The 25,527-nt window shown below is 69.0% G+C and carries 24 protein-coding genes; 22 read left to right on the forward strand and 2 right to left on the reverse strand.

Going from position 1 to position 25,527, the window contains the following annotated elements; genetic code table 11:
• Positions 1-25 precede the first annotated feature (25 nt).
• From ABTW65_RS08865 to prfA, 7 genes are all read left to right on the forward strand, one after another.
• Positions 26-970, forward strand: coding sequence for a zinc-binding dehydrogenase (locus ABTW65_RS08865; RefSeq protein ID WP_350659670.1), 945 nt, complete (start codon positions 26-28; stop codon positions 968-970).
• Between the two features lie 76 nt (positions 971-1,046).
• Positions 1,047-2,360 (forward strand): homoserine dehydrogenase, encoded by a 1,314-nt coding sequence (locus ABTW65_RS08870; protein WP_350659671.1) that lies wholly within the window; start codon positions 1,047-1,049, stop codon positions 2,358-2,360.
• Positions 2,360-3,427 carry a threonine synthase gene (gene thrC, locus ABTW65_RS08875; protein WP_350659672.1) on the forward strand — a complete coding sequence of 356 codons (1,068 nt, stop codon included), beginning with the start codon at positions 2,360-2,362 and terminating at the stop codon, positions 3,425-3,427. Before ABTW65_RS08870 ends, thrC begins: the two co-directional genes overlap by 1 nt.
• Positions 3,428-3,432: 5 nt before the next feature.
• The gene (gene thrB, locus ABTW65_RS08880; protein ID WP_350659673.1) at positions 3,433-4,338 is read left to right on the forward strand and encodes a homoserine kinase; all 906 of its coding nucleotides are present in this window, start codon (positions 3,433-3,435) and stop codon (positions 4,336-4,338) included.
• A 213-nt stretch (positions 4,339-4,551) separates the two neighbouring features.
• Complete coding sequence (gene rho, locus ABTW65_RS08885) at positions 4,552-6,324, forward strand: transcription termination factor Rho (RefSeq protein WP_350659674.1); 1,773 nt, start codon at positions 4,552-4,554, stop codon at positions 6,322-6,324.
• A gap of 212 nt (positions 6,325-6,536) precedes the next feature.
• Positions 6,537-6,749: a 50S ribosomal protein L31 gene (gene rpmE / locus ABTW65_RS08890; RefSeq protein WP_350659675.1), complete on the forward strand. Its 213-nt coding sequence runs from the start codon at positions 6,537-6,539 to the stop codon at positions 6,747-6,749.
• 160 nt (positions 6,750-6,909) lie between these two features.
• Positions 6,910-7,989, forward strand: a complete 1,080-nt coding sequence (prfA, locus tag ABTW65_RS08895) for a peptide chain release factor 1 (RefSeq protein ID WP_350659676.1) — start codon at positions 6,910-6,912, stop codon at positions 7,987-7,989.
• 69 nt (positions 7,990-8,058) lie between these two features.
• On the opposite strand, the gene ABTW65_RS08900 is transcribed toward prfA, so the two are convergent.
• On the reverse strand, positions 8,059-9,051 hold the full coding sequence (locus tag ABTW65_RS08900) for a sunset domain-containing protein (RefSeq protein WP_350659677.1): 993 nt from the start codon (positions 9,049-9,051) through the stop codon (positions 8,059-8,061).
• A gap of 175 nt (positions 9,052-9,226) precedes the next feature.
• Between ABTW65_RS08900 and prmC the strand changes: the two genes are divergently transcribed.
• The 15 genes from prmC to ABTW65_RS08975 all read left to right on the forward strand — a co-directional run bounded on the left by prmC (position 9,227) and on the right by ABTW65_RS08975 (position 22,036).
• Entirely contained in the window at positions 9,227-10,084 is an 858-nt protein-coding gene (gene prmC, locus ABTW65_RS08905; RefSeq protein ID WP_350659678.1) for a peptide chain release factor N(5)-glutamine methyltransferase, read from the forward strand.
• Entirely contained in the window at positions 10,081-10,827 is a 747-nt protein-coding gene (locus tag ABTW65_RS08910) for an L-threonylcarbamoyladenylate synthase (RefSeq protein WP_350659679.1), read from the forward strand. The genes prmC and ABTW65_RS08910 overlap by 4 nt, the downstream gene beginning before the upstream one ends.
• Positions 10,827-12,002 (forward strand): glycosyltransferase family 4 protein, encoded by a 1,176-nt coding sequence (locus tag ABTW65_RS08915; protein WP_350659680.1) that lies wholly within the window; start codon positions 10,827-10,829, stop codon positions 12,000-12,002. The genes ABTW65_RS08910 and ABTW65_RS08915 overlap by 1 nt, the downstream gene beginning before the upstream one ends.
• Before the next feature lie 114 nt (positions 12,003-12,116).
• On the forward strand, positions 12,117-12,533 hold the full coding sequence (locus tag ABTW65_RS08920; RefSeq protein ID WP_350659681.1) for a hypothetical protein: 417 nt from the start codon (positions 12,117-12,119) through the stop codon (positions 12,531-12,533).
• Between the two features lie 113 nt (positions 12,534-12,646).
• Entirely contained in the window at positions 12,647-13,453 is an 807-nt protein-coding gene (atpB, locus tag ABTW65_RS08925) for a F0F1 ATP synthase subunit A (protein WP_350659683.1), read from the forward strand.
• An 81-nt stretch (positions 13,454-13,534) separates the two neighbouring features.
• Positions 13,535-13,738, forward strand: a complete 204-nt coding sequence (locus ABTW65_RS08930; protein WP_008362139.1) for an ATP synthase F0 subunit C — start codon at positions 13,535-13,537, stop codon at positions 13,736-13,738.
• A 26-nt stretch (positions 13,739-13,764) separates the two neighbouring features.
• On the forward strand, positions 13,765-14,301 hold the full coding sequence (locus ABTW65_RS08935; RefSeq protein ID WP_141803116.1) for a F0F1 ATP synthase subunit B: 537 nt from the start codon (positions 13,765-13,767) through the stop codon (positions 14,299-14,301).
• Positions 14,301-15,113: a F0F1 ATP synthase subunit delta gene (locus ABTW65_RS08940; RefSeq protein ID WP_350659684.1), complete on the forward strand. Its 813-nt coding sequence runs from the start codon at positions 14,301-14,303 to the stop codon at positions 15,111-15,113. The genes ABTW65_RS08935 and ABTW65_RS08940 overlap by 1 nt, the downstream gene beginning before the upstream one ends.
• 84 nt (positions 15,114-15,197) lie before the next feature.
• Positions 15,198-16,838, forward strand: a complete 1,641-nt coding sequence (gene atpA / locus ABTW65_RS08945; RefSeq protein ID WP_350659685.1) for a F0F1 ATP synthase subunit alpha — start codon at positions 15,198-15,200, stop codon at positions 16,836-16,838.
• 3 nt (positions 16,839-16,841) lie between these two features.
• Complete coding sequence (locus ABTW65_RS08950; RefSeq protein WP_350659686.1) at positions 16,842-17,768, forward strand: F0F1 ATP synthase subunit gamma; 927 nt, start codon at positions 16,842-16,844, stop codon at positions 17,766-17,768.
• A gap of 26 nt (positions 17,769-17,794) precedes the next feature.
• On the forward strand, positions 17,795-19,231 hold the full coding sequence (gene atpD, locus ABTW65_RS08955) for a F0F1 ATP synthase subunit beta (protein ID WP_350659687.1): 1,437 nt from the start codon (positions 17,795-17,797) through the stop codon (positions 19,229-19,231).
• Positions 19,231-19,623, forward strand: a complete 393-nt coding sequence (locus ABTW65_RS08960; protein ID WP_045547377.1) for a F0F1 ATP synthase subunit epsilon — start codon at positions 19,231-19,233, stop codon at positions 19,621-19,623. Before atpD ends, ABTW65_RS08960 begins: the two co-directional genes overlap by 1 nt.
• Positions 19,624-19,644: 21 nt before the next feature.
• Positions 19,645-20,091 (forward strand): DUF2550 domain-containing protein, encoded by a 447-nt coding sequence (locus ABTW65_RS08965; RefSeq protein ID WP_350659688.1) that lies wholly within the window; start codon positions 19,645-19,647, stop codon positions 20,089-20,091.
• Positions 20,092-20,204: 113 nt separating this feature from the next.
• A complete protein-coding gene (locus ABTW65_RS08970) occupies positions 20,205-20,831 on the forward strand; it encodes a DUF1707 domain-containing protein (protein ID WP_350659689.1) in 627 nt (208 codons plus the stop codon).
• 44 nt (positions 20,832-20,875) lie between these two features.
• Positions 20,876-22,036 (forward strand): MFS transporter, encoded by a 1,161-nt coding sequence (locus ABTW65_RS08975; RefSeq protein ID WP_350659690.1) that lies wholly within the window; start codon positions 20,876-20,878, stop codon positions 22,034-22,036.
• 90 nt (positions 22,037-22,126) lie between these two features.
• Here the strand turns inward: ABTW65_RS08975 and ABTW65_RS08980 are convergent, their stop codons facing one another.
• Positions 22,127-25,297, reverse strand: a complete 3,171-nt coding sequence (locus ABTW65_RS08980; protein ID WP_350659691.1) for a DEAD/DEAH box helicase — start codon at positions 25,295-25,297, stop codon at positions 22,127-22,129.
• Positions 25,298-25,527: the final 230 nt, after the last annotated feature.

Raw genomic sequence — 25,527 nt, forward strand, 5'->3', positions numbered from 1 at the left:
CAACTTGAGCAGATTGACTTGCCGCATGCGAGCGATCAGACAGCACGAGTTCGGCGGCCCGGAGGTCCTGCGACTCGAGGAGGTGCCCGACCCGACACCACGCCCGGGCCAGGTACGCATCAGGGTGGAGGCCGCGGGCATCCACCGTCTCGACACGTCGATCAGAGCGGCCGACCTGCCGCCGACGATGCCGCGACCGGAGCTCCCGATGACTCCCGGCCGCGAGGTCGCCGGCGTGGTCGACGAGCTCGGTGAGGGCGTCGACGACGCCTGGCGGGGCGCGAAGGTCGTCGCGCATCTCGGTCCGGGAAGCAGCGGTGGCTACGCCGAGCTCGCCGTCGCCGACGAGAAGCAGCTCTACCTCCGCCCCGACGGTCTGGAGTCGGCCGAGGCCGTGGCCGCGATCGGCACCGGCCGCACCTCGGCCGCGGTGCTCGAGGCCGCCCAGATCACTCCTGACGACGTCGTCGTGGTCACTTCGGCCGCCGGCGGCATGGGCGCGATCCTGCTCCAGGGCATCCGCAACGCGGGCGCCCGCGCGGTCGGGCTCGCGGGCTCGGACGCCAAGCTCGAGATCGCCCGCGGCTTCGGCGCGCAGACGGCCATCGACTACCGCACGGACGGCTGGCTGGAGCGGCTTCGCGCCGAGGAGCCCCGGATCACGGTCCTCCTCGACGGGCTCGGGGGTGACGTACCCAGGCAGGTCTACGCCCACCTCGAGCCGGACGGGCGGATGGTCCGCTTCTCCGGCGACCAGGACGGCTACGAGGGCGCCGCGAAGATCATCGACATCCTCGGCCCCTGGGTCCAGGGCCGGATCAAGGAGTTCGAGCAGGCCTCGCTCGAGACCGCCGCGGACGGCACCCGGAGGCCGTACGTCGGCTCCGCCTTCCCGCTGGCCGAGGCGGCAGCCGCTCATCGTGCGCTCGAGGCTCGGGAGACCACCGGCAAGGTCGTGCTGCTGACCTGAGCCGAAACCCGGCGGAGGTGTCCGCGCCTAGAGCGGAAGTCGGACCCTGGAGCCTGTCCCGGATACCCTTGGGCGCGTGAGCAGCAACAAGACGACCGCGCACGCCGTCGATCCCCTGGGCGTCGCCGTCCTCGGCTGCGGTGTGGTGGGGTCCCAGGTGGTCCGACTCCTGCTCGAGGGCGATGCGGATCTCGCCGCCAGAGTGGGCGCGCCGCTGGAGATCAGGGGCGTGGCCGTACGCCGCCTCGACGCCCCTCGCGACGTCGAGGTGCCCGCGGATCTGCTCACCACGGACGCCCAGGGCCTGGTCGCCCGCGATGACATCGACCTCGTGATCGAAGTGATCGGCGGCATCGAGCCGGCCCGCGGACTCATCCTCACGGCGCTGGAGAACGGCGCCAGCGTCGTCACCGCCAACAAGGCGCTGCTCGCCGAGGACGGCCCGACGCTCTACGAGGCCGCCGAGAAGGCCGGCACCGACCTCTACTACGAGGCCGCGGTCGCCGGTGCGATCCCGATCCTGCGCCCCCTGCGCGACTCGCTCGTCGGCGACCACGTCACCAAGGTGATGGGCATCGTCAACGGCACCACCAACTACATCCTCGACAAGATGGACACCTACGGTGCCGGCTTCGAGGAGGCCCTCGCCGAGGCCCAGGAGCTGGGCTACGCCGAGGCCGACCCGACCGCCGACGTCGAGGGCTTCGACGCCGCCGCCAAGGCCGCGATCCTGGCGAGCCTCGCCTTCCACAGCCGGGTGACCGCCAGCGACGTCTACCGCGAGGGCATCACCGAGGTGACCGCCGGCGACGTCGCCTCGGCCAAGGCCATGGGCAGCGTCGTGAAGCTGCTCGCGATCGCCGAGCTCGAGGACGACGACGTCTCGGTCCGGGTCCACCCGGTGATGATCCCGCGCACCCACGCGCTGGCGACCGTACGCGGCGCCTACAACGCCGTCTTCGTCGAGTCCGCCTCGGCCGGCGACCTGATGTTCTACGGCCAGGGCGCCGGCGGCGATCCCACCGCGAGTGCCGTCATGGGCGACCTCGTCACGATCGCCCGCAACAAGGTCCTCGGCACCCGCGGCTTCGGCGAGTCCGCCTACGCCGACCGCGCGGTGCGCCCGATGGGCGAGACCGTCACCCGCTACCACGTCAGCCTCGACGTGGCCGACAAGGCCGGCGTGCTCGCCGCCGTCGCGACCGCCTTCTCCGAGCACGGCGTCTCGATCAAGGCCGTACGCCAAGAAGGCAGGGGAGAGGACGCCCAGCTCGTCGTCGTCTCCCACGAGGCCCCCGATGCCGCGCTCGCGGCGACCGTGCAGCACCTGCGCGAGATGGAGTTCGTCCGCGACGTCGCCTCGGTGATGCGCGTAGAAGGAGCAGTTTGATGACAACCAGCCAATGGCGCGGTGTGATCGAGGAGTATCGAACCCTCCTCGACATCCCCCAGGACACCCCGGCGGTGACCCTCGGCGAGGGCGGCACCCCGCTGGTCCACTCCGAGTGGCTCTCCGGCGCGACCAAGGGTGAGGTGTGGCTGAAGGTCGAGGGCCAGAACCCGACCGGCTCGTTCAAGGACCGCGGCATGACCGCGGCCATCTCCGTCGCCGTCCACGAGGGCGCCAAGGCCGTGGTCTGCGCCTCGACCGGCAACACCTCGGCCTCGATGGCGGCGTATGCGGCCAAAGCCGGGATCACCCCGGTCGTGCTCGTCCCCAACGGCAAGATCAGTGCCGCCAAGATGGCCCAGGCGCTGGTCCACGGCGCCGAGGTGGTCAAGGTACGCGGCAACTTCGACGACTGCCTCAAGCTCTCCCGCGCGCTCGCCGACAGCTACCCGGTCGCGCTGGTCAACTCGGTCAACCCGATCCGCCTCGAGGGTCAGAAGACGGCGTCGTTCGAGGTCGTCGACCGCCTGGGCGACGCCCCCGACTACCACCTGATGCCCATCGGCAACGCCGGCAACCTGTCGGCCTACTGGCTCGGCTACGAGCAGTACGCAGCGGCCGGCCACGCCACCAAGACCCCGGTCATGCGCGCCTTCCAGGCTGAGGGCGCGGCGCCGCTCGTGCTCGGCCACCCCGTCGAGCACCCGGAGACCAAGGCGACCGCGATCCGCATCGGCAATCCGGCCTCGTGGCAGCTCGCCGAGGCCGCGGCCGCCAAGTCGGGGGGCCGCTTCCGTGCGCTCTCCGACGAGCAGATCCTCTCGGCCCAGGCGCTGCTCGCCCGCAACGAGGGCGTGTTCGTCGAGCCCGCCTCGGCGGCCGGTGTCGCCGGGCTCCTCGCCGACTTGGAGGCGGGGGAGACCTACGCCGGAGCCACGACGGTCATCACCGTCACCGGCCACGGCCTCAAGGACACCGCCACCGCGCTGGAGTTCTTCGGTGAGCTGCCCGAGATCATCATCGACGCCGACCTCGAGGCCGCGGCGGCCGCAGCCGGGCTCGCGTAGCGACCATGACGTTCGTAGAAGGCCCGGTCACCGTCACCGTCCCGGCCACCTCCGCCAACCTCGGCCCCGGCTACGACTCGCTGGGGCTGGCGCTCGACCTGCGTGACGAGCTCACCGGTGAGGTGGTGCCGGGCGGGACGTTGGCGGTCATCGTCGAGGGTGCGGGTGAGGGCACGGTCCCGCTCGACGAGTCCCATCTCGTCGTACGCTCCATGCGGGCCGCCTTCGAGATCATCGGCAAGCAGCCGGCCGGTCTGCGGCTGCACTGCCGCAACCGGATCCCGCACGCGCGCGGCCTGGGCTCGTCCTCGGCCGCGATCATCGGCGGTCTCGTGCTCGCTCGCGCCCTGGTCGCTGGGGGAGAGCTGATCCTCGACGACGACACCCTTTTCCAGAAGGCCGCCGAGATCGAGGGTCACCCCGACAACGTGGCTCCTGCCTTCCACGGCGGCTTCACGATCGCCGGTGACGACGATGGCTTCTTCGCCGTCCGCACCGCCGTCGACCCGAGGGTCAGCGTCGTCGTCTTCGTCCCCGCGACCGGCGTCGAGACCAAGGCCGCTCGCGGGCTGCTGCCCGAGACCGTCCCGCACTCCGACGCGGCGGCCGATGCGGGGCGTACGGCCCTCCTGGTCGCGGCGCTCAGCGATGCGCCCGAACACCTGCACCGCGCCACCCGCGACTTCCTGCACCAGGAGTACCGCCGACCCGCGATGCCGGAGTCGCTCGCCCTGGTCGACGAGCTGCGCGCCGACGGCGTCGCCGCGATCGTCTCCGGCGCCGGACCCACGGTGCTGGCGTTCAGCAGCGGGGTCGAGTCCGCCGAGACCAGCAAGCTGACCGCCCGCTGCCCCGAGGGCTGGACGTGTCATGCGCTGAGCGTCGACATGGACGGCGTACGCATCCTCTGACCCGCCTTCCGGGCCCCTGCTGTGAGGGGTGCCATGCGTGTTAGCCTGGGCATACATCCGTTGGGCCGTTCAGGCCTGCGAGTGTGCTATCCCCCTTTCGTGCCGTGCCACTTCGTTTGGCGCGCATCGGCGCGTCAGGGGTTCTGACAAACGAGCCGTCGGCGTCGTACGCCGATCGGCGATACGTGGGAAAGGACTCACGTGACTGAAACCATGGAATCCACTGCGCCGGAGCCGAACGCAGCCCCGAAGAAGCGCGGTGGCCTTGGCGGAATGCTCCTCGCCGACCTCAAGGCGATGGCGAACGGTATGGGTATCACCGGGGCCAACTCGATGAAGAAGGCTCAGCTGATCGACGCGATCAAGGCTGCGCAGAGCAGTCGTGCGCAGTCGGCGCCGGCGGAGAAGGCCGAGAAGCCTGCCGCCGAGAAGCCCGCTGCCGAGAAGCCTGCCGCTGAGAAGCCTGCGGAGAAGACCGCGGAGAAGCCGGCCGAGAAGGCCGAGAAGCCCGCGGAGAAGTCCGCCGAGGCTGCTGACGCCGGTAACGAGGGCGCCCAGCGCCCGCGTCGCCAGCGCAACCAGAACCAGAACAAGAGCAGCGGCCAGGGCCAGGGCGGTCAGGGTGGCCAGGGCGGCCAGTCCGGTCAGCCCGCCGGTGGCGGCCAGAACAAGGGCCCGGCCAAGGCCGGCCAGCCTGCCGCCGAGAAGAAGAACGAGGACGCTCAGAAGGAGCGGCCGGCCGAGTCGGCCGATGACGCGGGCGATGACGACGGCGAGGGCGGCAGCCGCCGCAACCGCCGCCGCCGTGGCCGCGACCGCGACCGCAACCGCCCGGGTCGCGGCGAGCCCGACACGACCGTCCTCGAGGACGACGTGCTCGTGCCCGCGGCAGGCATCCTGGACGTACTCGACAACTACGCCTTCGTCCGCACCTCCGGCTACCTGCCCGGACCGGACGACGTCTACCTCTCCCTGTCGCTGGTCAAGCGCCTCGGCTTGCGCCGTGGTGACGCGATCGTCGGTCAGGTGCGCCAGCCCCGCGAGGGCGAGCGCAAGGAGAAGTACAACCCGATGGTGCGCATCGACTCGGTCAACGGCGCCGACCCCGAGGTCGCCAGGCACCGCGTCGAGTTCGACAAGCTCGCCCCGGTCCACCCCGACCAGCGGCTCCGCCTCGAGGGCGGCTCCGACCCGGTCACCGGCCGGATCATCGACCTGGTCGCGCCGATCGGCAAGGGCCAGCGCGGCCTGATCGCCTCGCCGTCGAAGGCTGGCAAGACGTCCGTCCTGCAGGCGATCGCCGGGGCGATCACCGCCAACAACCCCGAGTGCCACCTGATGGTGGTGCTCGTCGACGAGCGCCCGGAGGAGGTCACCGACTTCGAGCGCAGCGTCAAGGGCGAGGTCATCGCCTCCACCTTCGACCGTCAGCCCGCCGACCACACCGTGGTCGCCGAGCTGGCCATCGAGCGGGCCAAGCGCCTGGTCGAGCTCGGCCACGACGTGGTCGTCCTGCTCGACGGGCTGACCCGCCTGGGCAAGGCGTACAACCTCTCCGTCCCGGCGTCGGGCCGGATCCTCGGTGGCGGCGTCGACTCCGCGGCGCTCTACCCGACCAAGCGGTTCTTCGGTGCGGCCCGCAACGTCGAGGACGGCGGCTCGCTGACCATCCTCGCCACGGCCGCGGTCGAGACCGGTTCGAAGACCGACGAGATCATCTTCGAGGCGTTCAAGGACACCGCCAACTCCGAGCTGCGACTGAGCGAGGAGTACGCGGAGGCCGGGATCTTCCCCGCCGTCGACGTCAACGCCTCCGGCACCCGCCGCGACGATCTGCTCTTCACCGGCGGCGAGGGCGACGCGGTGCGCAAGCTGCGCGCCTCCCTGGCCACGCTCGACGGCGCCAAGGCCGCCTCGGTCCTGACCGAGAAGGTCGCCGGGTCGGCCACCAACATGGTGCTGCTCAACGAGGTAGCCAAGAGCTGAGACGACCGTAGCGAGGTCGAGCGGCGAGCTTGCTCGTCCGCTCGCGCCGAGCGAGGGAGTGACCGCGCGAAGCGCGGAGTGCGATGTGCGCCCTGGGGCCGCCGGGAATTATTGGCGGCCCCAGGCGTTCACATACACTGAATCCTCGGTGCCGGTTCACGTCCCGCAACCTGCGGAGGCGACCCGGAACCCAATGTCTTGAGAGGAACCTCATGAAGACCGACATCCACCCGACCTACGTCGACACCCAGGTCACCTGCACCTGCGGCAACTCGTTCACCACCCGCAGCACGGTGGCCGAGGGCGCCATCCGCGCCGACGTGTGCTCCAACTGCCACCCGTTCTACACGGGCAAGCAGAAGATCCTCGACACCGGCGGTCGCGTGGCTCGCTTCGAGGCTCGCTTCGGCAAGCGCAACAAGTAGCTCTTAACGCGCCGGCCCCCACGTGTTCGTGGGGGCCGGCGCGGCGCATTTCATCGAACTTATCGGGCAATTCCTGCACTTCCGGGGTGTTGCAACGCCCGAGAAGTGCAGGAATACCCGGTTAACCGGGTATTCCTCCCAAGCGAGAAGCGAGGCGGAGATGTCACAGTTTGAAGCGGTCGAAGGGCTGATCGAGGAGCACGAAGGCCTCGAGAAGCGGCTCGCCGAGCCCGAGACCCACGCCGACGCACGCCTGGCGAAGAAGCTCAACCAGCGGTACGCCGAGCTGAGCTCGATCATCGACGCCTACCACTCCTGGCAGCAGCTCGGTGACGACGTCGAGGCCGCCCGCGAGCTGGCAGGGGAGGACCCTACGTTCGCCGAGGAGGCCGAGGCGCTGGTGCCCCAGCGTGAGGAGGCCGAGGAGCGGCTGCGTCGCCTGCTCGTGCCTCGCGACCCGACCGACGACAAGGACGCCATCCTCGAGGTGAAGTCGGGGGAGGGCGGTGAGGAGTCGGCGCTGTTCGCCGGCGACCTGCTGCGGATGTACACCCGCTACGCCGAGCGCCAGGGCTGGAAGCTCGAGTTCCTCGACGCCAACGAGTCCGACCTCGGCGGCTACAAGTCCGTCACCGTTGCGGTGAAGGCGAAGGGGACCTCCGAGCCCGGCCGGGCGCCCTACGCGCTGCTCAAGTTCGAGGGCGGCGTACACCGTGTCCAGCGGGTGCCGGTCACCGAGTCGCAGGGCCGCGTGCACACCTCGGCCGCGGGTGTCCTGGTGGTTCCCGAGGCCGAGCCGATCGATGTCGAGATCAACGACAACGACCTCCGCATCGACGTCTACCGCTCCTCCGGACCCGGCGGCCAGTCGGTCAACACCACCGACTCGGCGGTCCGGATCACCCACATCCCCACCGGCATCGTCGTCTCGATGCAGAACGAGAAGTCGCAGCTGCAGAACAAGGAGCAGGCCATGCGCGTGCTTCGTTCGCGCCTGCTCCAGGCGGCCCAGGACGCTGCCGACGCGGAAGCCTCCGACGCTCGCCGCTCCCAGGTGCGCACCGTCGACCGCTCCGAGCGCATCCGCACCTACAACTACCCGGAGAACCGCATCTCGGACCACCGCACGGGTTACAAGTCCTACAACCTCGACCAGGTCCTCGACGGCGACCTGGAGCCGGTGATCGGAAGCGCCGTGGACGCCGATCTGGCGGCCCGGCTGGCCTCCCTCGACTCCTAAGGCCCTCAACAGCGTCGAAGGTCGCAGTCACCGGGTGACTGCGACCTTCGAGTTTGTTTGATGTGCAGGTCAGGCGTTGGCCTTCTTCTTGAAGCCCACGACGAAGCCGGCGGCCTCGGCTGAGGCCTCGCTGTCGAACCAGACCTCGGCCTGGGTCCGCTTGAAGGCCGTGCTCGCGGAGGTGTGGTAGCGCTTCGCGCCGTCCTTGCGGATGTTGCCCTTCACGACGTACGCCGGGTGCGGGCTGGAGCCGTCCTCGAGCGGGTCGGCGCTACCGGTGCCGTAGCTGCTCGCCGGCGGCAGCGGCTGCTCGGTCGCAGCGGCGTCGGCCTTCTTGCTGCGGTCGTAGAAGTCGCTGCTCGCCCGCACGAACCCGGCCGCCTCGGCCGACTCCTCGGAGTCGAAGTAGACGGCTGCCTTCGTGCGGCCGTAGTAGGGGCTCGCGGTCGTGTGGTACTTCTTCCCGCTGCTGCCCTTGATGCTGTACGCAGCGTCCGAGCTGCTTCCATCAGCAGCCGGCAGCACGGCGCCGGCGTAGGGAGCACCGTCGGTCGCGGCGGGCGCCTCGGCGGCCGGAGCTGCCTCTGGCTCGGCATCGACGGGAGCGGGCTCGGGAGTGGCCGCCTCGGCCGCGGCAGGCTCGGCCTCAGTGGTCTCGGCATCGGCTGCAGCAGCCGCGATGACGCTCTCGGCCTCCGCGACCACAGCAGCGGTGTCCGCGTCGGTCACGTCGTCCGTGGCGGTCTCGGTGACCTCGGCCTCGACAGCAGCCTCGGCGGGCTCTTCGGCGACGGGCTCTTCGACGGCGGACTCCTCGGCCACGGGAGCGTCGGCCGGAGCGTCGGCAGCGGGAGCCTCAGTGGCCGGCTCGGCCACGGACGCCTCGGCGGGGACGGCGGCAGCGGCGACGGGAGCGCTGGTGGCCTCGGTGCCTTCGGTGGCCGGGTGGTCCTTGTCGGCTCGGTGTGCGGCCTTGGCGTCCTTGCGGATCGGGCGTCCGAAGAAGAACCAGATCATGAGGACGAGGACGAGGATGAGTGCAAGCAGCAAGAGCCACTTCATGGGGTGATGTTTCCTTCCGGGGGAGATCTCGGGTGTGATGGTGGGGCAGCACAGCGCCCGACGAGGTGTGCGGCCAGTCCCGCGTCCCCCGATATGACCGGAAGAACCGTTGAGGCGCCCGAACGTTACCCTCAGCCGGGTAAAGCATGACTAACACATTCAGGAGCAGTTGCCCATGACCGCCCCGCGCACACTTCTGGCAAGTGCCCGAAAGCAGCTCGAAGAGGCCGGAGTCGACAGCCCGGACGCCGATGCGGCCATCTTGTTGGCCCATGTCCTCGACACCGACCGCAACCGCCTCTTCCTCGTCGATGACGTGGCGGAGCACCACGAGAAGGCCTACGCGGACCTGCTCGCCCGCCGCGCGGAACGCGAGCCGCTGCAGCACCTGACCGGGGTGGCGTACTTCCGCCACGTCGAGCTAGCCGTCGGTCCCGGCGTCTTCGTGCCGCGGCCCGAGACCGAGCTGCTCGCCGGCTGGGCGATCGATCAGGCCGCGGCCATCGACCAGCCCGTGGTCGTCGACCTCTGCACGGGATCGGGAGCGATCGCGAAGAGCATCGCCGATGAGGTCCCGGGCGCCGACGTGCACGCGGTCGAGCTCTCCGAGGACGCCTATCCCTGGGCCGTACGCAACCTGACCGGCACCGGCGTGGACCTGCGACAGGGCGACATGGCCGATGAGTTCACCGACCTGGACGGCAGCGTCGACGTGCTGGTCTGCAATCCGCCGTACATCCCGCTCGAAGCCTGGGAGTCCGTTGCCGCCGAGGCGCGCGACCACGACCCCGACCTCGCCCTCTTCTCCGGGCAGGACGGGCTGGACGCGATCCGTGTCCTGGAACGGCGGGCCGCCGAGCTGCTGAAGCCCGGGGGAGTGGTCGGCTTCGAGCATGCCGACGAGCAGGGCCCGGACGGTCAGAACGGTGGCGCCCCGGCGGTCTTCGCCGCCACCGGAAGATGGCAGGACGTACGCGATCACCTCGATCTGGCAGGCCGTCCGCGCTTCACGACCGCACAACTGGCAACATGAGCACTGTGACTGAGCGCTACCCGATCGCGAACGAGGACGAGCAGACCGAGGCGATCGATGCTGCTGTGGCTGCCCTTCAGGCCGGCGAGCTCGTGGTCGTACCGACCGACACGGTCTACGGCATCGCCGCCGACGCGTTCGACAAGGGCGCCGTGGCCGGTCTGCTCGCCGCCAAGGGCCGTGGCCGCTCGATGCCGCCGCCGGTGCTGATCTCCAACGTCGCCACCCTCGACGCCCTCGCGACGAGGATCCCCGACTGGGCCCGCAGCCTGGTCGAGGAGCTGTGGCCCGGTGCGCTGACGGTCGTGTTCCACCAGCAGCCGTCGCTGCAGTGGGACCTGGGCGAGGCCCGCCAGACCGTGGCCGTACGCATCCCCGACTCCGACATCCTGCGCCGGATCATCGACCGGGTCGGTCCGCTGGCGACCAGCTCGGCGAACCGCACCACGAAGCCCGCTGCCACCAACGCCGACCAGGCCGACGAGATGCTCGGGAAGATGGTCAAGGCCATCATCGACGGGGGCGAGTCGCCGGTCGGCGAGGCGTCCACGATCATCTCCGCCACCGGTGACGAGCCGAAGGTTCTGCGGGAGGGCACGATCAGCATCGACCGGATCAACGAGATCCTCGCCCATCACGACGTCGCCATCCGTCGGCCGGGCGATCCCGACCCCGCCAACATGCCCGAGACCGACGGGCCCGAGACCGACCTGCCGGCCACGGACGCCGACACAGAAGCCTGATGCGCGCCTACGTCCTCCTCTTCCTGGTCGCCGCCGTGGTGACCTACCTGCTCACCGTCGTCGCCCGCGAGTTCGCGATGCGCACGGGGGCCGTCGCGAAGGTCCGCGACCGTGACGTACACGCCGTTCCGATCCCTTACATGGGTGGCGTGGCGATGCTGGGTGGCCTGGTGGCCGCCTACCTGGTCGCCCGTGAGCTGCCGTTCCTGGCCGATGCGCCGGACTTCGTGCTCCAGGACACCGGCGTGGTGATCCTCGCCGGCGCACTGATCTGCATCGTCGGCGTCGTCGATGACATCTTCGAGCTCGACGCCCTCACCAAGCTGGGCGGTCAGGTGCTGGCGACCGCGATCCTGGTGGGCTTCAACCTGCAGTACAGCCTGATCACGTTCCCCGATGGCACCCAGTTCTCCATCGACCCCGCCCAGGGGGCTCTGCTCACCGGGCTCGTCGTGATCACCGTGGTCAACGCGGTCAACTTCATCGACGGTCTCGACGGTCTGGCCGCGGGTGTCGTCGGTATCGGCGCGCTGGCGCTGTTCCTGTTCTGCTACCAGTTCACCCGGATCAACGACATCGGCCGCGCCTCGACTGCGGCTCTCCTGACCGTCGCGCTCGCCGGAGCCTGCGTCGGCTTCCTCATTCACAACTGGCATCCCGCCCGGCTGTTCATGGGCGACAGCGGCTCGATGCTGATCGGTCTGATCCTCGCCGCCAGCGCGGTCACCCTCTCGGGCTCCTACAACGCCGGCGGCCTGAACGTGAACGCCTTCGACGCCTCCACCGCGCTCCTGGTGACCTTCCTGCCACTGCTGCTCCCGCTGACGATCCTGGTGGTCCCTCTCGTCGACCTCGTGCTGGCCGTCGTACGCCGCACCCGCGCCGGCCGGTCACCCTTCGCCGCGGACAAGAAGCACCTCCACCACCGCCTCCTGGAGATCGGCCACTCCCAGCGTCGAGCCGTGCTGATCATGTGGCTCTGGGCGGGCCTGATGTCCTTCGGATCGGTCTTCGTGACCCTCTACCGCGGCCCCGTGGTCATCACCGGCGTAGTGGTCGCCACCGCTCTCATCGTGCTCCTCACCTTCGTTCTCCCCAAGATCCGCGGCGAGCGCACCGACAAGCTCCTCGAGGTCCCCGAGGACCTCACCCCGCTGGAAAATCAGCCCCGCTAGGGGCGCCTTGATCGATCAATTAGGGCACCCAAAGACGCTTGTGATAGTTTTCACGAGCGTTCGGGATACGCTCCTGAACACGTGAAATGCCCCCAGAGAGAACGGCCGCCGACGATGACGACCGCAACCAGCAAATCCAAGGTGCTGCGAGGTTCTGCCGCAGTGTCCGCAGTTGCTGTGCTCGCGGCCCTCGCGGTGGCTTTTGTTCTTGCCGGGACTGATGGTCTGACAGGTGCTGCGATCGGTTCGATCGCCACCGTTGTCGTGCTGGCGGTCGGCTCTTGGGCGATGTTCTGGATCGCGGCGAAGTCGCCCGCCATGTCGCTGCCCGCCGCTGTCGGTGTCTTCACGCTGTCAGGCATGGTTCTCTTCGTTGTCCTGCTGATCGTTTCGCAGACCGGGGGAGACGCTGTCGTACGTCCGGCAGCCTTCTCGGTCATGGCGCTCACAGTGGCTTGGACGACCACGTTCGCGTTCCTGGTGCGACGCGAGCGAATCCCGCTCTTCGACCTGCCCGGGGCAGACTCGTGACCCGCCAGTAGCGCCTGATATCGTCCGGGCCGTCGGGGGCGGCCGCCGGGATGATGCCCGAGCCTTTGAGGCTCGCCACCCAGAATCGTAAGTTCGAACAAACAGGAGACAGCGTGAAGTCGCTTGCCGCCACCGTTATGGCGTCGGAGTCGGGGCCTCATATCCCGGGGCCCGCGGACTTCTTCCTTCCGCCGATCGTCGGGTCCGGCGACTGGGCCCTGACCAAGGTGAGCCTCCTGGTCCTGCTGTCCGTCGTGATCGCCTTCGGCTTCTTCTACGCCGCCTCCCGCAAGGCCGCCGTGGTTCCGGGCCGTCTGCAGTTCGCCGGTGAGTACGTCTACGGGATGGTCCGCAACTCCATCGCCCGAGACATCATCGGGTCGAAGGACTACATGAGGTTCGTGCCGTACCTCTTCACGGTCTTCGTCTTCATCCTCATCAACAACTTCTACGGGATCATCCCGTTCGTCCAGTTCCCCACGATGTCGCACATCGGCTACACGGCGGCCCTGGCGATCATCACCTGGCTGATCTACAACATCGTCGGCATCGCGAAGCACGGTTTCGTCGGCTACCTCAAGCACCAGACGGTGCCCAGCGGTGTGAGCGGTCCGATCCTGATCATGATGGTTCCGCTGGAGTTCCTCTCCAACATCATCGTGCGCCCGTTCACGCTGGCCATCCGTCTCTTCGCGACCATGTTCGCCGGCCACCTGCTGGTGGCGCTCTTCTCCATCGGTGGCGCCTGGTTGATGCTGCACTACGTTCCGGTATGGCAGGGCATCACCGCCGGCCTCTTCTCCTTCCTGCTGGGCATCCTCGTGTCCTTCCTGGACATGCTGATCATGTTCCTGCAGGCATATGTCTTCACCCTGCTCTCGGCGATGTACATCGCCGGTGCAGTCGCGGACGAGCACTGATCCACAGCTCGTTCCACCAGCCAAACCCAACGATGTACAACAACTGACGCAAGGCGCGTCACAACCGAAAGGAAGTCCACAATGGACGGCTCCGCAGACATGATCGGCCTCGGCCTCTCCGCTATCGGCCCCGGTGTCGGTGTCGGTCTGATCTTCGCCGCGTATGTTGCCGGTGTCGCTCGCCAGCCGGAGGCCCAGAGCCGCCTGCAGGCCATCGCGATCCTCGGCTTCGCGCTTTGTGAGCAGTTCTTCATCATCTCCCTCGCCCTCGCCTTCGTGCTCTGACGTAGGGAACTACCGAAGGTTCCGACATGATCCTTACCCAGGTAACCGCTGCGGAGACCGAGATCAACCCGTTGGTCCCGCACGTCCCGGAGATCATCCTCGGTTTCATCGTCATCGCCATCCTCTTCGTGGGAGTTGCGAAGTTCATCGTTCCGAACTTCGAGAAGGCGTACGCCGATCGAACCGCGGCGATCGAAGGCGGCATCGAGAACGCCAACGCCAAGCAGGCCGAGGCGGATGCCAAGCTCGCTCAGCTGGAGGCCCAGCTGGCCGACGCTCGCCACGAGGCTGCCCGCATCCGCGAGCAGGCTCGCGAGGAGGGCGCCGCGATCAAGGCCGAGATGCGCCTCGAGGCGCAGGCCGAGGCGGAGCGCATCATCACCGCCGGCAAGGCGCAGATCGAGGCCGAGCGCCAGGCGGCTGCTACGTCGCTGAAGACCGAGGTCGGCTCGCTGGCCACCGGTCTCGCCGGTCGCATCGTCGGCGAGTCCCTCGACGACGACGAGCGTTCCAGCCGTGTGGTCGAGCGGTTCCTCGCTGACCTCGAGGCAGGGGTTCACTGATGGACTTCCGTGGAGCGTCGGCCGACGCCGTTGCCGCCCTGACCGAGGAGCTGAAGACCGCTGTCTCCGCCTCTCCTGAGGCGGCGGCGAAGGCGGCCGACACCCTCTTCGAGGTCTCCCAGACCCTCCGCGCCGAGGCAGCTCTGCGCCGCTTCGTCACCGACGTATCGGTGCCGCAGGAGGCCAAGACCGGCCTCGTCGGTGAGCTGTTCGGCGGGAAGGTCGACGCGACGGGCCTCGGCGTGTTCGAGTCGGCGGTCAAGCACCGCTGGACGCACGCCGGTGACCTGAGCGATGCGATCGAGCGACTGAGCGAGATCGCCGCGGTCCGCAGCGCCGGCGGCGAGGCCAAGCGCCTCGCCGACGAGCTGTTCGCGGTCCAGCAGGCCGTGCAGGAGACGCCGGAGCTGCGCGACGCGCTCTCCGACCCGGCCCGCACGACCGAGGACAAGGCCGCGCTCGTCGACACGCTGCTCGGGGGCAAGGCGCTTCCGGCGACCGTGACCCTGACGAAGCAGGCGCTGGCGGGCACCTACCGCACCGCATCGGCCGCTCTCGGTGAATACCAGAAGGTCGCGGCATCCGTCGCAGACGAGGGCACCGCGGTCATCCGCGTTGCGGCCCCGCTCTCGGAGGCCGAGACCACCCGTCTGGCGGCAGCACTGGCGAGGAAGTACGGCCGCGAGGTCCACCTCAACGTGGTCGTCGATCCGGCTGTCGTCGGTGGCATCAAGGTATCGATCGGTGACGACGTCATCGACGGCACCGTCTCGAGTCGCCTCGAAGGGGCGCAGCGAGCCCTGGCCGGCTGATCCGGCACCGCGGCCGACCTCAACTGGCCGTACGACCCCTGTGTGACACAGACTGACTTGTAAGAACTGAGAGAGAAGGCACAGATGACGGAGCTCTCCATCCGTCCCGACGAGATCCGGGACGCACTGGCAAAGTACGTCGCGGACTACAAGCCGGAGGCGGCGAAGACCGAGGAGGTCGGCACCGTCGCTTCGACCGCGGACGGTATCGCCCGCGTGTCGGGTCTGCCCTCGGCCATGACCAACGAGCTCCTCGAGTTCGAGGACGGCACCCTTGGTCTGGCCCTGAACCTGGACACCCGCGAGATCGGTGTCGTCGTCCTGGGTGACTTCGACAAGATCGAGGAGGGCCAGTCGGTCCGACGTACGGGCGAGGTTCTCTCGGTCCCCGTCGGTGACGGCTACCTCGGCCGCGTCGTGGACCCGCTCGGCAACGCGATCGACGGCCTCGGCGACATCGAGACGGTCGGCCGCCGCGCCCTGGAGCTCCAGGCTCCCGGCGTGATGGCCCGCAAGTCGGTGCACGAGCCGCTCGCCACCGGCATCAAGGCGATCGACGCGATGACCCCGATCGGCCGTGGCCAGCGTCAGCTGATCATCGGTGACCGCTCGACCGGTAAGACCACGGTCGCGATCGACACGATCATCAACCAGAAGCAGAACTGGGAGTCGGGCGACCCCGACAAGCAGGTCCGCTGCATCTACGTTGCCATCGGCCAGAAGGGCTCGACCATCGCCTCCGTGCGTGGCGCCCTCGAGGAGTCCGGCGCGCTGGAGTACACCACGATCGTCGCGGCTCCGGCCTCCGACTCGGCCGGCTTCAAGTACCTCGCCCCCTACACCGGCTCGGCCATCGGCCAGCACTGGATGTACGAGGGCAAGCACGTCCTGATCGTCTTCGACGACCTGACCAAGCAGGCCGAGGCCTACCGCGCCGTGTCGCTGCTGCTGCGCCGCCCGCCGGGCCGTGAGGCCTACCCGGGTGACGTCTTCTACCTGCACTCCCGGCTGCTGGAGCGCTGCGCGAAGCTCTCCGACGAGATGGGCAAGGGCTCGATGACCGGTCTTCCGATCATCGAGACCAAGGCCAACGACGTCTCGGCGTTCATCCCGACCAACGTCATCTCCATCACCGACGGTCAGATCTTCCTGCAGTCCGACCTGTTCGCGGCCAACCAGCGCCCGGCCATCGACGTCGGCGTCTCGGTCTCCCGCGTCGGTAGCGCCGCGATGACCAAGGCCCTCAAGGGCGTCACCGGCTCGCTCAAGGTCGAGCTCGCGCAGTACCGCGCGATGGAGGCCTTCGCGATGTTCGCCTCCGACCTGGACGCGGCCTCGAAGCAGCAGCTGGCTCGCGGTCAGCGGCTGATGGCGCTGCTCAAGCAGCCGGCCTACTCGCCCTACCCGATCGACGAGATGACCGTCTCGCTGTGGCTGGGCACCTCCGGCAGCCTGGACATCGTCCCGGTCGAGGACGTGCTCAAGTTCGAGCGGGAGTTCCTCGACTTCCTGCGTCGCTCCCACGACGGCATCCTCGCCGGCATCCGTGAGTCGCTGAAGTTCGAGGACTCCACCGAGTCCGAGCTGAAGAAGGCTTACGACTCGTTCCTCAACCAGTTCGAGACCTCGGAGGGCCACTCGATCAAGCCGGGTTCCTCCAAGACGGAGGCCCTGGCTGACGAGGACGTCGAGCAGGAGCAGATCGTCAAGCAGAAGCGGGGCTGACCCATGGCCGTGTCAGTGCGTGAACTCCGCGCGCGGATCAAGTCGACGGAGTCGATGAAGAAGATCACGCGTGCCATGGAGCTCATCGCTGCGTCCCGGATCATCAAGGCGCAGCAGCGGGCCAATGCGGCCGCGCCGTACGCCCGAGAGCTCACCCGCGCCGTCTCGGCGGTGGCGACCTACTCCAACGTGGACCACCCGCTGACCACCGAGCCGGAGGCGCCCACCCGCGCCGCCGTGCTGGTGGTCACCAGCGACCGTGGTCTGGCGGGCTCCTACTCCTCGAGCGTGCTCAAGGAGGCCGAGGGCCTGGTCGAGAAGCTCAAGGCCGAGGGCAAGGAGGTCGACCTCTACGTCACCGGACGCAAGGCGGAGGCCTTCTACAAGTTCCGCGGTCGTTCCGTGGCGCAGGCCTGGACCGGCTTCTCCGACCGTCCGGAGTTCGAGGCGGCAAAGGAGATCGGCGAGAAGCTGATCGAGGTCTTCGTCGAGGGCACCGAGGCCGAGAAGGCCGCCGCTCCCGGCGTCGACGAGGTCCACGTGGTCTACACGCGGTTCATCACCATGATGACGCAGAAGCCCACCGCCGTACGTCTCCTGCCTCTGGAGGTCGTGGAGGGCACCGAGGCTCCGGCCGAGGGCGACGTCCTGCCGCTCTACGAGTTCGAGCCGTCGGCCGAGGCCGTGCTCGACTCGCTGCTCCCGCAGTACGTCGTGAGCCGAATCTGGTTCGCGCTGCTGCAGGCCGCCGCCTCCGAGCTGGCCCAGCGTCAGAAGGCGATGAAGTCGGCCACCGACAATGCCGATGAGCTCATCAAGAAGTTCACCCGGGTTGCCAACCAGGCTCGCCAGGCCGGCATCACCCAGGAGATCAGCGAGATCGTCGGTGGCGTGAACGCGCTCGCCGACGCCCAGGCTGCGAACGACTGAGAACCCACAGAAGGACTGACTAGAAAATGACCGCACAGGTTGACGAGAAGACCACGACGGGCCGCATCGCCCGCGTGATCGGCCCGGTCGTCGACGTGGAGTTCCCCGTCGACGCCATGCCGGACATCTACAACAAGCTCGAGGTCGAGGTCACCATCAGCGGTGAGACGACGACCCTGCCGCTCGAGGTTGCCCAGCACATCGGTGACGGCATGGTCCGCGCGATCTCGCTGAAGCCGACCGACGGCGTCGTACGCGGCTCCTCGGTGCGTGACACCGGTGGCCCGATCACGGTTCCCGTGGGTGACGTCACCCTCGGCCACGTGTTCAACGCGACCGGTGACATCCTCGACGTCGACCCGGCCACGGTCGAGGTCAACGAGCGCTGGGGCATCCACCGCAAGGCTCCGGCCTTCGACCAGCTGGAGTCCAAGACCCAGATGTTCGAGACGGGCATCAAGGTCATCGACCTCCTCACCCCCTACGTGACCGGTGGAAAGATCGGCCTCTTCGGTGGTGCGGGCGTCGGCAAGACCGTCCTCATCCAGGAGATGATCGCCCGAGTCGCCAAGAACCACGGTGGTGTCTCCGTGTTCGCCGGTGTCGGCGAGCGCACCCGTGAGGGCAACGACCTCATCCACGAGATGCAGGAGGCCGGCGTCTACGACAAGGTCGCCCTGACCTTCGGCCAGATGGACGAGCCGCCGGGCACGCGTCTTCGCGTGGCCCTCTCGGCGCTGACGATGGCGGAGTACTTCCGCGACGTCCAGGGCCAGGACGTGCTGCTCTTCATCGACAACATCTTCCGCTTCACCCAGGCGGGCTCTGAGGTCTCGACCCTGCTGGGCCGCATGCCTTCGGCCGTGGGCTACCAGCCCAACCTCGCCGACGAGATGGGTCAGCTCCAGGAGCGGATCACCTCGACGCGTGGTCACTCGATCACCTCGATGCAGGCGATCTACGTGCCGGCCGACGACTACACCGACCCGGCTCCGGCGACCACCTTCGCCCACCTGGACGCGACCACCGAGCTCTCCCGCGAGATCGCGTCGCTGGGTATCTACCCGGCCGTGGACCCGCTGACCTCGACGTCGCGAATCCTGGACCCGCAGTACATCGGTCAGGACCACTACGACTGCGCCGTCCGCGTCAAGCAGATCCTCCAGCGCAACAAGGAGCTGCAGGACATCATCGCGATCCTGGGTGTCGACGAGCTCTCCGAGGAAGACAAGATCATCGTCTCCCGCGCTCGCCGGATCCAGCGGTTCCTGTCGCAGAACACCTACGTCGCCAAGCAGTTCACCGGCATCGAGGGTTCGACGGTTCCGGTCAAGGACACCATCGAGGCGTTCAACAAGATCGCCGAGGGCGAGTACGACCACGTCGCCGAGCAGGCGTTCTTCATGTGCGGTGGCCTCGACGACGTCGAGGCGAAGTGGGCCGAGATCCAGAAGAGCCTCTGATGACTGACGCACTTCAGGTGGAGCTCGTCGCTGCAGACCGCGTGGTCTGGAGCGGCGGGGCCACCATGGTCATCGCCCGAACGGTCGACGGTGATGTCGGCGTCCTGCGCGGTCACGCGCCGGTGCTGTCGGCTCTCACCGAGGCGGTCGTGGAGATCACTCCGGAGGAGGGCACCGAGGTCATCGCGACCGTCGACGGTGGCTTCCTCTCGGTGGCCAACGACCGCGTCTCGATCCTGTCCGAGCACGTGCTGCTGGCTCACGAGATCGACCTCAGCCAGGCTGAGGTCGAGCTCGAGGAGGCCCGCCGCCTGCTCGGCACCAACAATGACGCCGAAAAGCGCATCCGTCGTGCCGAGGCACGCATCCGCGCTGTCGAGAAGGCCTCTTAGGGAAAGAGGGGCGATACCCGGATGGCATGGTGGGAGCTGCTCTTGGCCGTTGTGGCCGCATCGCTTCTGCTTGTCCTCGCCTATGGCGTCGGGATCGCCGTACGCCGCCGTCTGCTCGCTCGCAACGGCGGCGTCTTCGAACTGAGCCACCGCGTCCGGGACACCAGTCCCGGGCGCGGTTGGGTCATCGGCATCGGCCGCTACTCCGGTGACGCTCAGCTGGAGTGGTTCCGCATCTTCTCGCTCTCGCCCAAGCCCAAACGGGTCTGGCGCCGGACCGAGATCGTCTATGTCTCCAGCCGCTCTCCCGAGGGGATCGAGGAGCTGGTCCTCTACCCCGAGAGCCTGATCGTCACCTGCGACGTCAAGGGCGAGCACATCGACCTGGCGATGGACCAGCAGACCCTCATCGGCTTCCAGGCCTGGCTGGAGTCCCGCCCGATGCGGTCCACCTGGACCGTCTTCTGAGCGACTCCTTCCTACTCCCTCCGACCGTCTCCGGCACAACACCGGGGTCGGTCGGTTTGCATTCGGGGGCTTCCCTGATTGTCCGGAGGGCATCTGCGGCGGATGGTAGAGGTATGTCCTCAACTGCTCCCACTCCTGATTCCACTCAGCCCACCCCGCCCACTCCACCCGTCCCGTCGGCTCCGGTCACCGGCGACGAGCTCCGCTGCACCGACGCCGATCGCGACCGTGTGATCGACGTGCTGAAGTCCGCCTATGCCGACGGCCGGCTCGACCAGGCCGAGTTCGACGTCCGGTTCGACCTGACCATGAAGTCGAAGACGTACGCCGCCCTGGAGCCGATCACCCGCGACCTGATCGCGCAGCCCGCCCCGGCGCCGGTGCAGGCGAAGCCCGTCCGCGACCTGCTGCCGCCGCCGACCACCGAGGAGCGGCTCCTGGGCGCCCTCGCCCAGGCCACGACCTTGGTGCCGATCGTCGTCGGTCCCGCGATCCTCTACTACACCGTCGGCAAGCGTTCCGAGTTCGTGAAGCACCACGCCGCCGGCGCCCTCAACCTGCAGCTCACCCTGCTCGCCGTCACGATCGTGACCTTCGGCCTCGGCGGCGCGCTCTACGGGATCGCCTGGGTGCTCGCTGCCGCCTTCGCGGTCGTGGCGCTCGCCGGTGCCCCGCTGCGCCAGCCGTGGGTCCTGCCGATCTTCGGCCGCGGCGGGCCGTACGAGAAGAAGCGGGACTGATCCCCGCACCTGGACGCGGCCCGAGGTCCCACTAGCCTTTACTTGTGACGCCTCTCCGCCGTGCCCAGGCTGGATCGGTGGTGGCGTTCGCCACCAACGGTCTGCTGTCTGCGACCTTCATCTCCCGCATCCCCGCGCTCCGCGAGAGCCTCGGCCTGAACAACTCAGCCGTCGGCCTGATGCTGCTGGCGATGGGCATCGGCTCCGTCGCCGCGCTGCCGCTCGCCGGGGGACTGGTGATGCGCTGGGGCGCCGCCCGGGTCGTACGCGGCTGCGCGGTTCTCTGTGTCGCCGCCCTGACCATGGTGGCGGTCTCCGGCAGCTGGTTGGAACAGGCGTGGCTGGTGGCGCTGTTCCTGGTGGCGTACGGCGTCGGTTATGGGCTCTGGGACGTCGCCATGAACGTCGAGGGGGCCGCGGTCGAGCGGCTCGGCGGCAAGACGCTGATGCCGCAGCTGCACGCGATGTGGAGTGTTGGCACCGTGCTCGGTGGACTGCTGGGCATCGCCCTGGTGGGTACGTTGCCGACGGTGTGGCACGTCGCCGGGGTCGCGGCCATCGTGCTGGCGGTCTGCTGGTGGGGGACCGCGGGGTTCCTCCCGGCCGAGCCGCCTCGAGAGGGGCACTCGCCACGGCGTGAGCTCATCGCCGCCTGGCGCTCGCCGCACACGCTGCTGCTGGGCCTGATGGTGCTCGCCTTCGCCGCCGCCGAGGGAAGCGCCAACGACTGGGTGTCACTGGCGATGATCGACGGCTACGACGTGAGCCACCGGGTCGGGGTGGCGTGCTATGCGGCGTTCGTCTTCTGCATGAGCCTGGCCCGCTTCGCGGGCGCGAAGGTGATCGACCGGGTCGGCCGGCAGCCGGTGCTGATCACCTCGGCGGCGCTGGCGGGCGTGGGGATCGTGCTGACCGTGTTCGCCGGCTCGTTCGGGCTCGCGCTGGCCGGGATCGTCCTGTGGGGCTTCGGCGCGGCCCTCGGCTTCCCGCTGGGGATCAGCATCGCCGCCGACGACGAGACCCGGGCCGCGGCTCGCGTCTCGGTCGTCTCCACGCTGGCCTATGGAGCCTTCCTCGGCTTCCCGCCCATCCTGGGCGCCGTAGGCGATCAGATCGGCACCCTGAGAGCCCTCCTGGTCGTCGCCTTCCTCATGATCCCCGCGGCGGCGCTGGCCGCGACGGTGGCGCGGCGGCGGGCCGTGTAACACGCTGTTCGTAGGACTATCCGGTCGTCCAGATAGGGCGAGTAGTCCTACGAACGACGTGTTACACCGGAGCGACGCCCTCGGTCTGGGTCAATCGAAGAGGGCGCGGATGTCGTCGGCGCCGATGGTGGAGCCCATGGCACCTTCTCCGTCGACGACCTTCGCGAAGAGCTCGGCCTTGCGCTCCTTGAGCTCCATGACCTTCTCCTCGATCGTCTCGGTCGAGACCAGGCGGTAGACCATGACGTGCTGGGTCTGGCCGATGCGGTGGGCGCGGTCGACGGCCTGGGCCTCGGCGGCGGGGTTCCACCAGGGGTCGAGTACGAAGACGTAGTCGGCCTCGGTCAGGGTCAGGCCGACGCCGCCGGCCTTGAGGGAGATCAGGAACACCGGGGCGTCGCCGTCGCGGAAGCTCTCGATGACCGCACCGCGGTCGCGGGTGGCGCCGTCGAGGTAGGCGGCGTCGATGCCCGCCTCCTTGAGTCGGGTGCGTGCCCGGCCGAGGAACGAGGTGAACTGGCTGAAGACCAGCGCCTTGTGGCCCTCGGCGGCGAGCTCCTCGATGTGTTCGACGAGCGTGTCGAGCTTGGCGGAGCCGACATCGTTGTCATCGGGGTCGACGAGGCCGGGGTCGAGGGAGAGCTGCCGCAGCCTGGTCAGCGCACTGAGGATCGCGACCCGGTTGTCGTTGAAGTCGTCGAGCAGGTGCAGGATCCGCTGCCGCTCCTTGGCCAGGTGGGCGTCGTAGATCTTGCGGTGCGCGGGGTTGAGGTCCACGCCGAGCACCTGCTCCTGCTTGGGCGGCAGGTCGTCCGCGACGAGCTCCTTCGTGCGCCGCAGCAGGAACGGGCGCAGCCGGGTCCGGAACCGGCGCAGCGCCGCGTCGTCACCCGACTTCTCCACAGGCGAGACCACGGTGTCGCGGAACAGCCGCGGGCTGGGATAGAGCCCCGGCGCCGTGATCGAGAGCAGCGCCCACAGCTCCATCAGCCGGTTCTCGAACGGCGTGCCCGTCACCGCGAGACGCCAGCGGGCGTCGATCCGGCGGGCCGCTGCGTACGTCTTGGACTGGTGGTTCTTGACCTGCTGGGCCTCATCGAGGACGAGGCCGGCCCAAGGGCGCCCGGCGAAGGCGTCCTGCTCGAGCCGGAGGATGGCGTAGGTCGTGACCACGACGTCGGCGCCCTCGCGCGCCTCGGCCACTGAGTCGACGCGCTTGCTCACCGTGCTCACCCGGAGACCGGGGGTGTGGCGGCGGGCCTCCTGGACCCAGGCGGGTACGACGCTGGTGGGCGCCACCACGAGGTAGGGGGTGCGCGTCTCCGGCTGCGTGTGCACGGCATGGGAGATCGTGGCCAGCACCTGGAGCGTCTTGCCCAGACCCATGTCGTCGGCGAGGATCCCGCCGAGACCCTGCTCGTGCAGGAACGCCAGCCAGTGGAAGCCGTCGAGCTGGTAGTGGCGCAGCTCGGTCGCCAGCCCGGTCGGCTCGGGCCGGGGGATCTCGCGCAAGTCGCGCAGCGCCTGGGCGCGCTGGACCCATTCGGCGGCCTGCTGGTCGACCACGCCGAGCTCGGCGAGCTCGGCCCAGACACCGAGGTCGTGCTTGCCGACCGCGATCCCGTCGCCGGTGCGCTCGTGGAGCTGCCCGGCGGCCTCGACGACGTTGCGCAGCCGGTCGAGCTCGGGCCGGTCGGTGGTGATGTAGGTGCCGCTGGGGAGGATCAGGTGGTCGTCGCCGCGGGTCAGCGCACCGAGTACGTCGGGAAGCGGGACTGCCTCGGCGCCGATGCGGATCACGACCTGCAGGTCGAGCCAGTCCTGCCCGGCCACGGCAGCACCGTCAGGCGAGGTGATCTCGAAGGAGATCTCGGGGTCCTCGTCGGTCTCGCGGAAGTCGGGCCGCTCCACCTCGGTGACCTCGACGCCGTCGACCTCGCGCAGCGCGGGCAGGTCGTGGATGGCGAGCGCGAGGGCGTCGCCGTCGCGTACCTCCTGCTTGCGGAGCAGCTCGGTGGAGACCTTTGCCCGCAGCGCGGCCTCCTCGGCCGGGTTGCGTACCAGGCCGAGGTCCTCGCGGGAGTCCACCGGGTAGTGACGTACGCCGTAGGCCCAGGTCCAGCCGAGCGTGGCATGCGTCGAGCTGCGCCAGGTGACCGTCAGGGTCAGGCGCGGGGCGGGAGGCTCGGGGATGTCGAGGGAGCCGTCGGCCGAGCGCAGCGGCACCAGACGGGCCAGCGGGCCCAGCAGGGCGCTCAGCGTGCCGATCTCGGCCTCGGGGACGGTGAGTGGCTCCCGGGCGGTCACCAGCCGCTGCGCATGCGTCGAAAGCGGTCCGGGCAGATCCGCGAGATGGAGCACCCCGGCATCGAGGACGCCGACCGAGCGGGTGGGACGACCGATCGGGAGCACGGTCGGCCCGGCGTAGACCCGGTCACCGTGGGCCAGTCCGAACCGGAGGACCGCCTCGCCGTCCTCGCGACGCAGCTCGCCGGCGAGCGAGAGCGGCTCGTCGAAGATCACCACGCCGCGTACGTTCTCGCCGGGCAGGACTGTCACACCGCCACGGATCGCTTCGCGGAGCAGGCTGACCGCGTGCTCGCCGAAGTCGGCGAGGCCCAGCGAGGAGCCACGGGCGTAGAGGAGCCGGTCGGACCGCAGCTGGCGGGCCAGCTCCTGCAGGGGGAGCAGCTGGCTGCGGGGGAAGTCCTTGCCGGGCACCGCGTTGGGGATGCTGGCCCAGTCGGCGCCGGTCTTCGCCCAGCGCTCGCGGTTGCCCATGCGCATCGGGCGCAGCTCGATCGTGGGGGAGCCCGCGACGGCCGACCGTGGGCTGTGCACGTCGACCTCGAGCGCCAGCGCGGGCAGGTCGTCCTCGGGCTTGTTGTCCTCGGCGAGCTGGCCCAGAAGAGTGCGCAGCTCCGTCTCCCACGACGGGCCCATCGGTGTCGCCCCGGCGCGCGAGCCAGCGAGGACCAGGCCGAGGGCGGCACCGTGCTTGCAGTTGTTGTGCACGGGGCAGCTGCACGAGCTCGTCGCTCTGACGACGCCGTTCCTGGAATCCAGGTTGAGGGTCACGCGGTAGGGAGCCGGGCTGGTGCCTCTGACCTCGGCTGCGGCTCGTAGCGCGCTGCTGCCGACCTCGGTGACCCGGGGCTCCCCGACCCGGCCCTGGGCTGCGTAGGCCTCGCCACGCTCGATGGTCTGGGGGTCGAAGGTCTCGCGGAGCAGGTCGTTCGTGAGAGCTTCGAGCAAGGGCACCCGATCTATTCTTCCAGCATGAGGCGGGTTCTGCGACTTCGTGGACGCTGGTGGTGAGCAGCGTCTCGTTCGTTGCGGTGGCAGTGGTCTAGACCAGCGGTGCGCCATCACGGGGTGGCGGTGCATTCATCGGCCTGCATAGACGCACGCCCGACATCCCGTCTGGACAAGCGGATCCGAACCGATCGCGACAACTTTGTCGCGCAAAAGTAAAGCCACCTCGATCCGAG

Origin of the sequence: Nocardioides sp. NPDC127503, from assembly GCF_040302165.1 — a bacterium.
Classification (GTDB): Bacteria; Actinomycetota; Actinomycetes; order Propionibacteriales; family Nocardioidaceae; genus Nocardioides.